Here is a 15,709-nt window from a genome sequence, read left to right as displayed (position 1 = left end):
TTTATCGATTATTTTACGTAATTTTAATATTTATTATGGAATATTAAATGGTTTATGATAAATTTGGACTTTTGTAAACCACTCTGCTAATCAATAAAATTTATGAAAAGAACATTTACGCGTCTAAATTCTATTTTGTTCTTTTTTATTTTTATCTCTTCCTTGACTACCGCCCAGGTTGTACAAGATATTCCCGCTATAAACTGGCAGCCGGGGCACAAAATTGCTGTGCAAGATACTGCAACCGCTATGGTAAATGGTCGCGTGTATAAAGATGTTAACGGTAACGGTACCCAAGATAGCTTTGAACCTGGCATGGAAAGCATTGATATGATTTTAATAGATGCTGCCGGCTCTCAAGCAGTTACCACAAATGCTAATGGAGACTGGCTTGCCTATGTTATTCCGGGAATGGTAACCATTTACGTAGATATTACAGATTTGCCTTTTGGTGCCATTCACACAGAAGGAGATAACCCAAGTACGCCCAGTAATAACGGTGGAGATCCCAATACCATTGTTGCTGTTGACGGGCAGACAAACTTTGGCGGAAAAGATGGTTTTTACTTTGTAGGGGAAGTTTCTGGTCATTTATATTTTGATTTAAACGGTAATGGCACGCAAGACATTACTGAACCAGATATGCCAAATGTAGATGTTAAAGTTAGCGATCCTTTCAATAACCCACCGGTTATTGTTACAACAGATGCTTCAGGAAATTGGGCAGCAACAGTTACCGCAGCCCAAGCAACAATAGATATAGATGATAACGATCCTGATTTTCCTACCGGTGCTACCCAAACAGAAGGAACAGACCCGAGTACAGCCAACGTCATAGCAAATACAAGTACCTTTACAGAAAATGATGGTTTTTATCCGGAAGGTTATTTAACCGGTCATTTATATTTTGATTGGAATGGTAATGGTACTCAAGATAATTTAGAACCAGATATGCCAGATGTAAATGTTAAGGTTACAGATGTTTTTGGTAATACGCAAATTGTTGCAACCAATGCAAATGGAAATTGGCTAGCTTTGGTGCCCGCGGGCGAAACAATAGCAAATATAGACGAAACTGATCCTGATTTTCCTGTCGGGGCCGTGCAAACCGAAGGTACTAATCCTACTACCACAACCGTTATCAATAATCAAACGGTTTTTAGTGAAAACGATGGCTTTTTTCAAGAAGGAACCTTAACCGGTCATTTATATTTTGACGTAAATGGTAATGGCACGCAAGACAGTGCAGAGCCAGATATGCCAAATATAGAAGTAGTAATAAATAATACACCCACCGGTGTGACTGCAAGTGTATTTACAGATGCCAGCGGTAATTGGTCGTATACCGGTCCGGTTGGCCCCTCTACCGTTACTATTAATCAAAATGATGCAGACTTCCCAACGGGTGCAATTCAAACAGAAGGTACCAATCCAAGTACGCATACCGTTATAATTAATCAGAGTGTTTTTACTGAGAATGACGGATTCTTTGAACAAGGTACGTTAAGCGGGCATTTATATTTTGATTCTAACGGCAACGGTACGCAAGATAGCAGCGAGCCAGACATGCCAGATGTAAATGTAAACATTACAGATGCTTTAAATAATACACAAACGCTTGTTACTGATGCCAACGGAAACTGGAGCGTAAATTTACCTATTGGCGATGCCTTGATAAATATAGATGAAACAGATTCTGATTTTCCTCAAGGAGCTATTCAAACAGAAGGTACTAACCCAACCACTACAACCGTTATTAATAACCAGATGGTTTTTAGTGAAAACGATGGTTTTTTTGAAGAAGGAACCATAACCGGTCACCTTTATTTTGATGTTAACGGTAATAGTACACAAGACAGTTCAGAGCCAGATATGCCCAATGTGGAAGTAGAAATAACTAATCAAACCTTGGCAGTTTCTACCGTTTTAACAACAGATGCCAATGGCGACTGGAATTATACCGGACCAATAGGAGCTACAGTAGTAAGCATCAACGAAAATGATTCAGATTTCCCCACGGGTGCAATTCAAACAGAAGGAACAAATCCGAGCACGCATACCGTTATAATTAATCAAAATACCTTTACGGAAAATGACGGCTTTTTTGAACAAGGAAGCTTGAGTGGTCGTGTCTATTATGACGTAAATGGCAACGGTACTCAAAATAACAACGAGCCGGGTATGCCAAATGTAGATGTAAATATTACAGATGCTTTAAACAATACCCATACAGTGGTTACAAATGCCAATGGCGACTGGAGCGCAGATTTGCCGGTTGGCGATGTGACGATTACTATAGACGAAACCGATCCCGATTTTCCTACTGGAGCCTTACAAACAGAAGGTACGAATCCCAGTTACGCTACTGTGTTAAACAATCAAAGTATCTTTACGGAAAAAGACGGATTCTCTGGAGAAGGAGAATTAACCGGACATGTTTATTACGACACAAACGGTAACGCTAACCAAGAATTAGGAGAGCCAGATTTGGCAAATATTTCTGTATTGGTAGAAATCGTAAACGGCACTACCCAAACTTTAATAACAGATGCAGATGGTAATTGGTCTTTTACAGCGCCAATTGGTCCGGTAAGTGTTTTGGTAGACGAAAACGATATAGATTTTCCTGCCGGCGCAATTCAAACAGAGGGTACAAATCCTACTGTTTTTATGGTAACCAACGAAAGTGACAATCACCAAAACGATGGTTTTTATGTAGATCAATTGCAAACTGGTAATTTAAGCGGTCATCTTTATTACGATACCAACGCTAACGGAGTTCAAGATGTAAGCGAGCCAAACCTTCCAAACATAGATGTTAGCATAACAAGTTCAGTTGGGGTTACTTTTAATGTAGTAACCAACAACCAAGGAAATTGGATGGTAGAAGTTCCGGAAGGAAATACAACCTCTTCTATAGATTTTACAGATCCAGATTTTCCTACTGCAGTAGTGCAAACCCAAGGAACAAACCCAACTACTACCAATGTATTATCCAATGTAGCAAATGTTGAAACTCCAGACGGGTTTACACTTCCCAATACGGGAACAGGAATACTTTCTGGTCATTTATATTTTGATACAAATGCCAATAGTAACCAAGATCAGGGAGAACCTAATCTTATTAACGTAGATGTGACAATTACCAATGTTTTGGGTTTGACAACTATCGTAACCACAAATCAAGATGGCGATTGGAGTATAAGCATACCGGAAGGAAATACTACATCAGACATAGATAATACAGATCCTGAATTTCCTTTAGGCGCTATTCAAACCGAAGGTACAGACCCAACTACAACTTATGTTGGGGCAGGAGAAAACCTTAGCGAGGTAAACGATGGTTTTGAAGTACAAGATATTGAAACAGAAATGCTATCCGGACATTTATATTACGATACCAATGCAAATGGAATGCAGGATGAAAACGAACCAAATTTACCCAATGTAGATGTAGCAATCACCAATTCTCTTGGCTATATACAAATAATTACTACCAATAATAATGGCGATTGGTCTATAACCGTTCCTGTAGGTAATACCGTTTCAGAGATAGATTTCACAGACCCTGATTTTCCGCTTGCAGTAAGCCAAACACAAGGAACCAACCCTACCACTACAATGGTTGCGGCTGGTAATCCAACAGCAGAAGAACCAGATGGCTTTGCTCAAACCGCGGTTGGCACAAATACACTATCGGGACATCTTTATTATGATTGGAATGCAAATGCTGTTCAAGACCAGGGAGAACCAAATTTACCTAATGTAGATATAGAAGTTGTGAATGCGGCGGGAGTTAGCACTTTTCTGCAAACAGATCAAAATGGCGATTGGTTTTTATTAGTGCCGGCAGGAAATACAATTTCAGAAATTAATGAAAACGATCCCGATTTTCCTGCGGGGGCTATTCAAACGGAAGGAACAAATCCTACCACCACTCCAGTAACAGCTACAGGGAATTTTCAGGAAATAGATGGGTTTTACAATCCTAATCTTGCAACAAACATTCTAAAAGGTCATTTGTATTTAGATGAAAATGCTAACGCAGTACAGGAAAATACAGAGCCAAATTTGGCAAATGTTACCGTATGGCTTACCACTTCTTTAGGCACGACAATAACTTTAGAAACAGATCAGGATGGTAATTGGCAAGTAGAAGTTCCGGTAGGTAATACTATTTCAGAAGTTGATGTTAATGATGCAGACTTCCCACCAAATGCTATTCAGACAGAAGGAGACAATCCAACTATTTCTAACGTAACAGAAAACAACACATTAACAGAGGTTGACGGATTTTATGTAGACGGGCAATCGCCAGAGAAGCTAAAAGGTCATATTTATTACGACACCAACAATAACGGCGTTCAAAATACCGGAGAACTTAACTTGGCAGATATTGAAGTGGAGATTATAGATTCTTTTGGTTTTTCGCAATTTATAGAAACAGATGTAGATGGTAATTGGGAGGTAAATGTGCCTGTGGGCGAAACCGTATCGTTTATTAATCAAAACGATGCAGACTTTCCAAATGGCGCAATTCAAACTGAAGGCGATGATCCAACTACTACCATGGTGGTTGCAGATGGAATACACGAAGAAATAGACGGTTTTTACGTTCCGGAAAACGACCCAAATGTTTTTGAAATTTATAATGCGGTTTCCCCAAATGGTGACGGGAAAAACGATTTCTTTTTAATTGAAGGTATCGAAGATTATCCGGAGAACAAAGTTCTAATATTTAACCGTTGGGGCGTAAAGGTTTTTGAAACCAAAGGTTACGGTCAAAACGGAAGGGTTTTTAGAGGCTTGAGCGATGGTAGAGCTACTTTACAAAAAGGAGAAAAACTCCCGGCCGGCACCTATTTTTATATTTTAGAATATCGAAACCATGAAGGTAAGCTGAATAAATTAGATGGTTATTTATACATTAATTAAAGAAACACAGCATAGGTTTATGCAAAACAAGGTACTTTTACTTTTTATCGCTATAATAAGCACCTTTGGTAATTGGCAAATACAAGCACAACAAGACGCACAGTATAGCCAATATATGTATAACCAAATGCAAATAAATCCGGCTTATGCGGGTTCTCGAGAAGTTCTGAGCATTGTTGGTTTACACCGTTCTCAATGGGTTGGAATAGATGGCGCTCCAACTACACAAAACCTTTCGGTACACAGTCCTGTAGGAAGAAATAACATTGGCTTGGGCTTAGATATTATAAACGATAATCTTGGTCCTGCGCGAGAGACGGCTATAAATGCCAATTTTAGTTATAGCTTGCAAACTTCTCGTTATGCAAAGCTTAGTTTTGGCTTAAAAGCCGGAGCAAATTTGCTGGATGTAGATTATAATAAATTGAATATTTATGACCCTTCAGACCCTAACTACCAATCTAATAATATAGATAATAAATTTTCACCGCAAGTAGGTGTGGGCATGATGTATTATACAGATAAATTTTATGCTGGTTTAAGCGCGCCCAATCTTTTACAAACAAAACATTTTGACAGCTCACCCGGTTCAAAATCTTTGGCGAAAGAACGTATTAATTATTACTTTCTTGCAGGTTATGTTATAGATTTTTCTAGAGATCTTAAATTTAAACCTGCTTTAATGACCAAAGCTGTATCTGGTGCGCCGTTGCAAGTAGATGTGTCTGCCAATTTTATGTTTTATGAGAAATTTATCTTGGGTGCGGCATACAGATGGGATGCAGCCGTAAGCGGAATGGCCGGTTTTCAAATTACAGACGGACTTCTGGCAGGATTGGCTTACGATACGGATACTACAGATTTTGGAAAATATAATAACGGTAGTTTTGAATTCTTTTTACGCTACGAATTGTTTAAAAAGTACCAAAAAATGCTTACGCCTAGATTCTTTTAATTATGCAATTACAAAAAAATATACTAGTACTTCTACTCTTTTTAGGAGGTAGCTTCTTAGCTTTTTCACAAAAAGACAAATTAGAGGAAGCCGATAAGATGTTTGACAGGTATGCTTACATAGATGCCCGCGAAGTTTATCTGGAAGTGGCAGAAAATGGCTACGAATCAGAAAATCTCTTTAAAAAACTGGCAGACAGCTATTATTTTAATGGCGAACTGGAAAAGGCTCTAAAATGGTATGAAGCTTTATACAAATTTAAATCAGAGGGTTTAGAAGCAGATTACTTGTTTCGGTACGCGATGGCGTTAAAAAGCAATAAGCAATATGCAAAAGCAGATGAAATTATGCTTGAGTTTGACGTTTTAAACAAGACAGATTCTAGAGTGGCAATGCTTAAAAAAGATCGCGATTATCTAGAGATTATAGAAATGCAGTCGGGTAAATTTGACATTAAAGATTTTCCTATAAATTCAGATTTATCAGATTTTTCTCCTATGTTTTACGGAGAAAACCAGTTGCTGTTCGCATCTAATCGGCCTACGTCTTCTTCCGTAAAGCGTATTCACGAATGGAATAATCAGCCTTACTTAGATATTTATAAAGTCGGGATAAATATAGATTCTTTAGAAGTAAAAGGAGAGCCGGAATTGCTTTCTAAAACGATTAATTCTAAATTTCACGAAGCATCTGCAGTAATTACCAAAGATGGTTTGCGTATTTATTTTACTAGAAATAATTACAACAAAAAGAAATATGGCGAGAGTGAAGAAGGTATTAACTTTTTGAAAATTTACACAAGTACTCGCGAGAATCTGGATGCAGAATGGCAAACACCAAAAGAATTGCCTTTTAATAGCGATGAATTTTCTACCGCACATCCTGCTTTAAGTTCAGATGAAAAAAGTTTGTATTTTTCTTCAGATAGGCCGGGCACGATGGGTATGTCAGATATTTACCGGGTAGAAGTAAAAGAAGATGGCACTTATGGAGAACCAGAAAATTTAGGGAGCAACATTAATACAGAAGGGCGCGAGAATTTTCCTTACATCAGTAAAGAAAATAAAATTTATTTCTCATCAGATGGCCATATAGGTTTAGGCGGTTTAGATATTTTTGTGGCAGAAATAGATAAGAAAGATAGCATAGGCGAAGTTTTTAATATTGGTAGACCCATAAACAGCAGTAAAGACGATTTTAGTTTTATAATTGACAGTAAAAGAAAAAAAGGTTTTTTTGCCTCCAATCGCGAAGCAGAAAACAGAGAAGACAACATCTATGCTTTTAAGCAAAAAGAAAAAGTAATTACCGGTTGTAAACAATATATAACGGGCATAGTTAGCGATACAGATAGTGGCGACCCCATAGAAGATGCAACAGTAGAGTTATTTGATGAAAACTTAGAATTAATTAGCACGCAACGTACTAATAAAGAAGGCGAATATAAATTGAAAGTTAAGTGTAATAAACGCTACATCATTCGGGCTTCTAAAGAAGGTTACAGCACCAAAGAAGATATTTTCCAATCGGATACTGAGTTAGAAAAGAAAATAGACTTAGATATTCAGCTTAAAAAAGGTAGCGGCTTAGGTGTCGCTAAAGCGGAAAAAGGCGACGATTTAAGTAAATTATTGCAATTAGACCCTATTTATTTTGATTTAGACGAAAGCGAAATTAGACCCGATGCTGAGGTAGAATTACAAAAAGTAATGGCCGTATTGCGCCAGTATCCGGCAATGAAAATAGACATTAGATCGCATACAGATAGTAGGGCAGGAGATGCATACAATAAAATTCTGTCTGAAAAGAGAGCAAAAGCTACTTTAAATTACCTCAAAAATAAAGGTATAAGCAAAGATCGCCTTAGCGGAAAAGGTTATGGCGAAACGCAACTCATAAATAATTGTGGTAATAATTCTAATTGCACCGAAGCGCAACACCAGCTTAACCGCAGATCTGAATTTATTATAGTAAATAAAAATGAAACTCCGCAAGAGGTGCGGAAACAGATAGAGAAAAGGCGAAAAATTGTACAGGCAAAAAAGCCCGAGCTTAAAGAAGAAATTCTAGAAGAAAGTTATGATTTTAGTGGTAATCAAGAAGTATACGCCGTGCAGATTGCAGCTTCTAAAAAGCATAATTCTATTATTAAATTCCCTAAAGTAAACAATGTTTATCACCACGTTTATCCAGATGGTTACCGCAGGTATTATTCTAAACAATTTAAGACCAAGGCAGCAGCAAATGCTTATAAATTTAAATTGCGTAAAAAAGGAATAAAAGATGCATTTATAGTGCGTTTACAGGGCGAAAACAGATTGTAATAAAACGCTAAAAAGCCTTATATACTTAGATATTTAAAATACTTTTGTATTTTTGATTTCTATGGAAGAAAAAGTAATTCTCGTTAATGAAAAAGACGAGCAAATAGGGCTGATGGAAAAAATTGAAGCCCACGAAAAAGCCTTGTTGCATCGTGCTTTTTCGGTTTTTGTTTATAATGATAAAAACCAAATGCTCTTGCAGAAAAGAGCTTTAGGTAAATACCATTCGCCGGGATTATGGACCAACACTTGCTGTAGTCATCAACGCGAGAACGAAACCAATATTCAGGCCGGAAAACGACGCCTGATGGAAGAAATGGGCTTTACTACAGATTTAAAAGATACAATTTCCTTTATTTACAAAGCTCCTTTTGAAAACGGTTTAAGTGAGCACGAATTTGACCATATTTTGGTAGGTTATTACAACCAAGACCCCAAACCCAATCCAGATGAAGTAGCAGATTGGAAATGGCTTACAGCAGAAGAAGTAAAAAACGATATAGAAAAAAATCCTGACCAATATACTGCCTGGTTTAAAATAATTTTTGATAAACATTACAGTCAAATAGCCTAGATGAAAGTTACCGTAAACAGAAAAGCACATTTTAATGCGGCCCACCGCTTGTATAGAAAAGATTGGACAGACGAAAAAAATCTGGAAGTTTTTGGTAAGTGTAGCAACCCGCATTACCACGGGCATAATTATGAATTAATTGTTGGCGTAACCGGAGAGATAGATCCAGAAACTGGTTTTGTAATGAATTTGAAAACCCTAAAACAGATTATTCGGGAAGAAATAGAAGAAGCTTTTGACCATAAAAATTTAAACGAAGAAGTAGCGGCTTTTAAAACGCTAAATCCTACTGCAGAAAATATAGCTATGGTGATTTGGAAAAAACTTCGCAATAAAATTCAAGAAAATTTAGATTTGCAAATCACTTTGTATGAAACTCCACGCAATTTTGTAACTTTTAGCGGCTAAGCTTATGAAACTTCAATTAAACGAGAAAGTACCAGAGTTTACTTTGGTAGATAAAGACGGCAATTTATTTTACTCCAATTCTGTAATTGGAAAAAAAGTTTGTGTACTCTTTTTTTATCCTAAAAATTTTACTCCCGGTTGTACAAAAGAAGTTTGTGATTTTAGAGATAATTACCAAGAATTTATGCAAAATGGGGCAGAGGTAATTGGTATAAGCTCAGACTCGGTTGCTTCGCATAAAAGGTTCAGTAAAAAATATAATTTGCCGCATATTCTACTTTCCGATCCTACCGAAGAAATTAGAAAACGATTTGGAGTAAAAGGTCACTTATTAGGTTTAATCCCCGGAAGGGAAACTTTTGTGGTAGATAAACAAGGAAAATTGCGCCTAAAATTTAATAATCTGAGTAGTAAAGATCACGTGCAAAAAGCTTTAAAAACCGTCAAAAAACTACAAGATGAATAAAAAGCTATATCCGTTAAGATTTGAGCCCATTTTAAAGAAAAAAGTGTGGGGCGGCACTAAATTAGGCGATATTTTAAATAAAAACTTATCTTCCAATAAAATTGGCGAGAGCTGGGAAATTAGTACGGTAGAAGACAATATTTCTGTAGTAAAAAACGGTGTATTCAAAGGAAAAACCTTATCGGAAATAATTAGTAGTTATAAGGCAGATCTGCTTGGAGAAAAAGCTTACAAAGATTTTGGCAATGCTTTTCCGTTGTTAATAAAATTTATAGATGCAGAAGAAAATCTTTCTGTACAATTGCATCCTAACGATGTTTTGGCCAAAGAGCGACACGATTCTTTTGGCAAAACAGAAATGTGGTACATCTTACAAGCCGACGAAGGCAGCGGAATTATAGCCGGTTTTAAAGATGGCGTAACAAAAGAAGACTATCTAGCAGAGCTTAATAATAAAAAACTACCGGAATTACTAAACTTCGAAAAAGTAAAAAAAGGCGATACTTTTTTTATAAAACCCGGATTAATTCACGCAATTGGCGCTGGGGTTTTACTGGCAGAAATACAACAAACCTCAGATATTACCTATCGTGTTTATGATTGGGATAGAGCCGGTAAAGATGGCGAGAAAAGAGATTTGCATACGACTTTGGCAGAAGATGCTATAGACTTTACGGAAAATAACCGGTATAAAATTCCGTATACCTTAGCTAAAAACCAAGCAGCTGTTTTAGCTAAAAATAATTATTTTACAACGCGTTTGTTGGCTGTAGCCGAAGAACCACATAGTTTTAGCTATAAACCAGATTCCTTTAGAATTTTTATGGCGGTGGAGGGCGAAACTACCTTAACCGGAAACGGTTTTAAAGAGATTTTAAAAGCAGGCGAAACCATCTTGTTTCCGGCGGTTTTAACTGCGGTGACATTATCTGGAAATAATTCGAAAGTTTTAGAGGTTAGCATCTAATAATTTAGTGTACTTTTGCAGCACTAAAATTAAAAATTATGGCAAGTATTAGAAACTTGAAACGAGATGTAAACAACGTAATGGCCGAAATTATAGAAGCGGCTTATATACATCAATTAGCCAATCCTACGCAGGATAAATCTAAAAGCAATGCTATTGTAGAAGAAGCTATTTCTGTTTATGACGCGCTATTGCAAGAAATAAATGCAAAAAATGTTTCAGAAAGAAGTAAACATTATAAGGAAATAAACCAAGAATTGGAAGAAAAAAGCTTAGGCTTGGTAGAAAAACTTAACGCTTTATAAATAAAGCTAAAGCATTAGGTAATAAAAAAGTTGCTTCAAGAATTTTAATATTCTCGAAGCAACTTTTTTTGGTTTTAACGGTAAAAAATAGAGATTGGCAGAAATAAAATATCCTTTTTAGAAAATATCTGCTAAAGTAAGTCTAACATAAATAGATAAAAATCTATACTTCTTTCTTTAGTTTGTCTTCTTTCTTCTGGGTTTTTTTACGTTCTTTAATAAGCTCTTTTAGTTTTTTTCCGTAAAGCGATTTTCTAATGTCTTTATTGAAAGAATTATATATAGTGTCTAAATATTTTATATTGGCATCAAAAACCTGACTTAAAGCCAAGTAGGGTGCCACTTCTAAATCTTTATTATTAATGGCGTAGTTTACCGTATAGAGATATTTGCGTTTTAATAAATTTTCGTACTGTTTGTTGGTAGATAAGATGCGTTCTTGGTCGTTATCGCGTTGCGCTTCAAAATTTTCTTTTATAATGTTAAGATGTTGGCTGTTAAATTTAGAAATAGTCTGGTTATAAGCTTCCAATTTTTCTTGGTTTGCAGAGCCGGTAATCTTTGCATCTGTTTCAAAGTTCTTTAAACTGGTTTTAATAGTCATTTCTCCTTTTTCCGCAAAAAACTCTACAATATCGTCGTTTTTATCGCCATTAAATTTATCTAAATATAAAAACAGCATTTGTGGTTCTTTAAGATTGGTACTCAATTCAAAATTAGAATCACCGTTTATACTTACAGAATCTAAGCTTACCAAACTTGTATCTTCTAAACGCTGTAAAAGTAATTTACCTTTTTTTAAGCCCTTTACGTTTCCGCTAAGGATAAAATTATCTGGTTTAGAACAAGCGCTAATTATCACGAGTATTACCGCTATAAAAATTATTTTCTTCATTGCTTTACGGAATTAAAAATGCAAAGATGCTATTTTTTTTAGATAATTTAAGCTCCTGCAGAAGCCATTTCCATTAAAATTGTACAAGCATAAGCAGCCCAAGTGCCAACCACATATCCCATTACGGCCAAAAGTACACCAACGGTTGCCAACGAGGGGTGAAAAGCCGCTGCAACTACCGGAGCAGAAGCTGCGCCACCAACATTGGCTTGACTACCTACCGCTAAGAAAAAGTAAGGTGCTTTTATAAGTTTGGCAACCAAGATTAACAAACCGGCGTGAATGCTCATCCACACCAAACCAATGGCTATTAAACCGGGATTATCAAAAATCATGGTCAAATCCATTTTCATACCAATAGTAGCTACAAGAATATAAATAAAAATGCTGCCAATTTTGCTGGCGCCGGCACCTTCAAATTTTTTGGCTTTGGTAAAAGAAAGACCAATACCAATAAAAGTAGCAATGGTTATCATCCAGAAAAACCTAGAAGTAAACGAAGAAAAAGCCGAGCTTTTGTCGCTAAAAACAGCAAAATTATCTAAGAGAAAGGCAGATATACCATCTGCGCCCCAATGGGCAATTCCTACCGCACCAAGAGCTAGACCAAGCATAATCATATAATCAGACAAACTTGGGTTGCGGGTTATGGCAGCAGTATACGAAGAAACTTTGTTTTTAAGTTCGGTTATGGCAGAGGAGTCGGCTTTCAACCAACGGTCTATTTTTTTGTTGCGACCAATACCTAGAAGCACAATGGCCATCCAGATGTTAGCAACAACAATATCTACAAAAACCATCCCACCGTATTTTTCCGGATTGTATTTAAATATCTCCAGCATAGCAGCTTGGTTAGCGCCACCACCAATCCAGCTTCCAGCTAAGGTAGATAAGCCTCTCCAAATAGCATCTGGTCCGGAGCCTCCAACAGTTTCGGGAGAAAAGGCAGAAATTAATAAGATGGCTAGTGGGCCGCCAATTACAATACCTATGGTTCCGGTAAAAAACATAATCAAAGCTTTTGGCCCCAGGTTAAATATGGCTTTTAAATCTATACTTAAGGTCATAAGCACCAAAGATGCTGGTAGCAAATATCTACTGGCAACAAAATAAAGTTGCGAATCTTCTGAACTTATAATACCAAGAGAATTCAAAATTGCCGGCAATAGGTAACACATTAATAATGCGGGTACAATTTTGTAGAATTTTTTCCAAAAACCTGTTTTAATAGAAGAGGTATAAAAAACGCCCGCAAGCAAAAGCATTAATAAACCAAAAACAATAGCGTCGTTTGTAAAAAGAGGAGTGTTTTCCATAAGTAAATTACCAATTTGCCGTAAATATAATTACTTTATAAAAACTGCCTCGTATTTTGGTATAGACTTGTAGAAAATCTTCAGTAAAAAAACCTTTATGGAAATTTTTTTAGCTAAAATATATAAGATTGGTCATTTTTTTCAAAGCTTTGGTCAGAAGTCGTATTTTTGTCAGCAAAAAAATAGCTATGAAAAATTTAATTCTTTTTACCTTTTTATATGTATTTATTGTAGCACCAACAAATGCAGCAGAAGATTGGGGACAAAACGGGCATCGCACCACAGCTCAAATTGCAGAAAAACATCTTAAGAAAAGAGTTTTAAGAAAAATAACCCAATTGTTAGATGGTCAGAGCCTTGCCGTGGTTTCTACTTTTGCAGATGAGGTAAAGAGCGATAAATCTTTTGACCAATACGGCAAGTGGCATTATGTAAATATATCTGCCGGTAAAACATATGAGGCGGTTAAAGAAGACTTAGGCGAAAATATTATCTGGGCAATTAATAAGTGTAAGCAAAAGTTGCAGAACAAAAACACACCTAAAAAGGAAAAGCAATTCTATTTAAAAATGTTGGTACATCTAGTAGGAGATTTGCACCAACCTATGCACGTTGGCAGAGCAGAAGATAGGGGAGGTAACGATATTAAAGTAGATTGGTTTGGAAGACATAGTAATTTGCATCGCGTTTGGGATACCCAAATGATAGAAACTTATAAAATGAGCTTTACGGAATTGAGTGAACACGCACAAATACTTTCTAAAAAACAAATACAAACGTATCAAGCTGGCAATCCACAAACCTGGGCAATAGAATCTAAGGCTATTGCCGAAGATTTATATACAGATGCAGAAAATAATAGAAATTTAGGTTACAAATATATGTATAATTGGTTTCCTGTTTTAAAAGAGCGTTTACAAATAGGAGGCTTACGCTTAGCAAAAATACTAAATACAATATTTGCTTAGTTTTTAGATTTAGAAATTTTATTATTAGAAATTGCTTTTTGCCGGCTGGCTTTAAAGCGTTTTACAGCATTTTTTCGCAATTTTAAATGCTTGGTTTTTCTACCTTGCACGCGTTTGCGCCATCTTCTAAAACTTGATGGTTTTAATTCGCGTTGCATAAGTTGTATAACATCTTTTTCTGTCGTGCCAAATTGATATTTTATAGCTTCAAATGGCGTTCTGTCCTCCCAAGCCATTTCTATAATACGATTTAGTTCTCTTTCGGTGTATGCGGTAGTCATAATTATTTTATTTCTCTAAAAGTTAAATTTATTCGAGGTTTTACTGGTTTTTTGGTTTTAGGAATCTGGTGCTTCCAATAATGTTGTGTTTCGCCGGCCATCAATAATAAACTTCCTGACTCTAGCCAAAAATCTAATTTCTCTTTTTTTAAAGTATTGTGTTTAATTTTAAATTTCCGAATCTCTCCTAAGCTAATAGAAGCTATTACCGGATTTTTACCCAATTCTTTTTCGTTATCCGCATGCCAACCATTACTGTCTGCTCCATCGCGGTATAAATTAACTAAGCACGTATTAAAATTAGTATCAAATTTTTTATTTAATTCTAGAAGTATAGAATAAAGATAATCTGGAAAAGCTTGCGGATGCATAGTAATACCAGAATAAGTATACGTTTTTTCTTTTACAGAAAACAAAGCAGTTAACCTTGGTTGCAAATGTGTTTTTCCAAATAGCGTGATTTTATCCTGTTGCCATTTTATTTCGGCAAGCAACTTTCCGAAAAGTGAGTTTGCACGAGGCGCATCTAAAAACCGCTCATAATATATTAATTTGCTATTAGGTAAATCAAATTTGCGCATCATTTAAAACCGAAGATAGAAAAGTGCCCACCAAATTAAAACAAATTGCAACAAAAGCCGAAAGACCAAAAGCCATACAGGTAGGTTTAAACCAGCTTTTCGTGATCGTAACATATTAATATGCACCAGCAAAAACGCCAACAGCATAAGGGTAATTCCAATAATAGCATAATTCTTTGTAGCAGGAAGCATAACTGTAATACCTAAAACTAATTCTGCAACACCACTTATATAAACCAATAATTTAGGTCTGGGCAGATATCTTGGCATTACACGCATATATGATTTTGTTTTTAAAAAGTGCATAATTCCAGCTACTATATAAAGTAAGCCCATTAAATATAAGTGCCAAGGGTATTGCATAAATCTATTTTTATACGGAAGTTAAACTAACCAAAGGCATAAAAGTATTTAAAAATATACGCAACTTCTCTTAATTCTTTTATAAAAGGTATAAATGTAGCTACACAAGGTTTTCTTTACGGAATAAACTCGGAGATAATACCACCATAGAAAAGCACTTTTTCTTCACACGGGAAGATTTTTTTAGTCATTAGTACCAGATGGGAACATTTATCGATAAAAAAACCATTTATCTTTCACTTTGATTTTCAGGCATTTTAGATAGCAATTAAGAAAAGTTTAAATTTATTTCAAAAAAGGTTTGTTTAGGAAAGAAAAAGGGTTGTATATTTGCACCCGCTTTCGGGCATATTAGTTCATTAAAAGGATGA

General features: G+C 36.0%; 14 protein-coding genes. 9 read left to right on the top strand and 5 right to left on the bottom strand.

Annotated elements, in window-relative coordinates:
• The first annotated feature begins 102 nt into the window (after nt 1–102).
• The 8 genes from FKR84_RS07240 (at nt 103) to FKR84_RS07205 (ending at nt 10,934) form a co-directional block, all read left to right on the top strand.
• A complete protein-coding gene (locus FKR84_RS07240; RefSeq protein ID WP_141421634.1) occupies nt 103–4,935 on the top strand; it encodes a T9SS type B sorting domain-containing protein in 4,833 nt (1,610 codons plus the stop codon).
• 19 nt (nt 4,936–4,954) lie between these two features.
• Entirely contained in the window at nt 4,955–5,890 is a 936-nt protein-coding gene (locus FKR84_RS07235; RefSeq protein ID WP_141421633.1) for a PorP/SprF family type IX secretion system membrane protein, read from the top strand.
• A 2-nt stretch (nt 5,891–5,892) separates the two neighbouring features.
• The gene (locus FKR84_RS07230) at nt 5,893–8,214 is read left to right on the top strand and encodes an OmpA family protein (protein ID WP_141421632.1); all 2,322 of its coding nucleotides are present in this window, start codon (nt 5,893–5,895) and stop codon (nt 8,212–8,214) included.
• Nucleotides 8,215–8,275: 61 nt separating this feature from the next.
• Nucleotides 8,276–8,788: an isopentenyl-diphosphate Delta-isomerase gene (idi, locus tag FKR84_RS07225; protein ID WP_141421783.1), complete on the top strand. Its 513-nt coding sequence runs from the start codon at nt 8,276–8,278 to the stop codon at nt 8,786–8,788.
• Nucleotides 8,789–9,196 (top strand): 6-pyruvoyl trahydropterin synthase family protein, encoded by a 408-nt coding sequence (locus FKR84_RS07220; protein ID WP_141421631.1) that lies wholly within the window; start codon nt 8,789–8,791, stop codon nt 9,194–9,196.
• Between the two features lie 4 nt (nt 9,197–9,200).
• Complete coding sequence (locus FKR84_RS07215) at nt 9,201–9,662, top strand: peroxiredoxin (protein ID WP_141421630.1); 462 nt, start codon at nt 9,201–9,203, stop codon at nt 9,660–9,662.
• Nucleotides 9,655–10,629, top strand: coding sequence for a type I phosphomannose isomerase catalytic subunit (locus FKR84_RS07210; RefSeq protein WP_141421629.1), 975 nt, complete (start codon nt 9,655–9,657; stop codon nt 10,627–10,629). The genes FKR84_RS07215 and FKR84_RS07210 overlap by 8 nt, the downstream gene beginning before the upstream one ends.
• Nucleotides 10,630–10,667: 38 nt before the next feature.
• Nucleotides 10,668–10,934: a hypothetical protein gene (locus tag FKR84_RS07205; RefSeq protein ID WP_141421628.1), complete on the top strand. Its 267-nt coding sequence runs from the start codon at nt 10,668–10,670 to the stop codon at nt 10,932–10,934.
• Between the two features lie 163 nt (nt 10,935–11,097).
• Here the strand turns inward: FKR84_RS07205 and FKR84_RS07200 are convergent, their stop codons facing one another.
• Together FKR84_RS07200 and FKR84_RS07195 are read right to left on the bottom strand one after the other, a co-directional pair.
• Entirely contained in the window at nt 11,098–11,829 is a 732-nt protein-coding gene (locus FKR84_RS07200) for a DUF4369 domain-containing protein (RefSeq protein ID WP_141421627.1), read from the bottom strand.
• Between the two features lie 47 nt (nt 11,830–11,876).
• The gene (locus FKR84_RS07195) at nt 11,877–13,145 is read right to left on the bottom strand and encodes a DUF819 family protein (protein WP_141421626.1); all 1,269 of its coding nucleotides are present in this window, start codon (nt 13,143–13,145) and stop codon (nt 11,877–11,879) included.
• A gap of 188 nt (nt 13,146–13,333) precedes the next feature.
• On the opposite strand from FKR84_RS07195, the gene FKR84_RS07190 reads away from it, so the two are divergent.
• Complete coding sequence (locus tag FKR84_RS07190) at nt 13,334–14,113, top strand: S1/P1 nuclease (protein ID WP_141421625.1); 780 nt, start codon at nt 13,334–13,336, stop codon at nt 14,111–14,113.
• Here FKR84_RS07190 and FKR84_RS07185 read toward each other — a convergent pair.
• From FKR84_RS07185 to FKR84_RS07175, 3 genes are read right to left on the bottom strand one after another with little or no spacing between them, the layout of a single operon-like run.
• On the bottom strand, nt 14,110–14,394 hold the full coding sequence (locus FKR84_RS07185) for a TIGR03643 family protein (RefSeq protein WP_141421624.1): 285 nt from the start codon (nt 14,392–14,394) through the stop codon (nt 14,110–14,112). The genes FKR84_RS07190 and FKR84_RS07185 overlap by 4 nt on opposite strands.
• 2 nt (nt 14,395–14,396) lie before the next feature.
• Entirely contained in the window at nt 14,397–14,975 is a 579-nt protein-coding gene (locus FKR84_RS07180; protein ID WP_233357698.1) for an alpha-ketoglutarate-dependent dioxygenase AlkB family protein, read from the bottom strand.
• A 3-nt stretch (nt 14,976–14,978) separates the two neighbouring features.
• On the bottom strand, nt 14,979–15,338 hold the full coding sequence (locus FKR84_RS07175; protein WP_141421622.1) for a DoxX family protein: 360 nt from the start codon (nt 15,336–15,338) through the stop codon (nt 14,979–14,981).
• Nucleotides 15,339–15,709: the final 371 nt, after the last annotated feature.

This window comes from Haloflavibacter putidus, assembly GCF_006546625.1.
GTDB lineage: Bacteria > Bacteroidota > Bacteroidia > Flavobacteriales > Flavobacteriaceae > Mesonia > Mesonia putida.
Note: the sequence above shows the minus strand (reverse complement) of the source record. Positions and strands in the feature narration are given on the sequence as shown.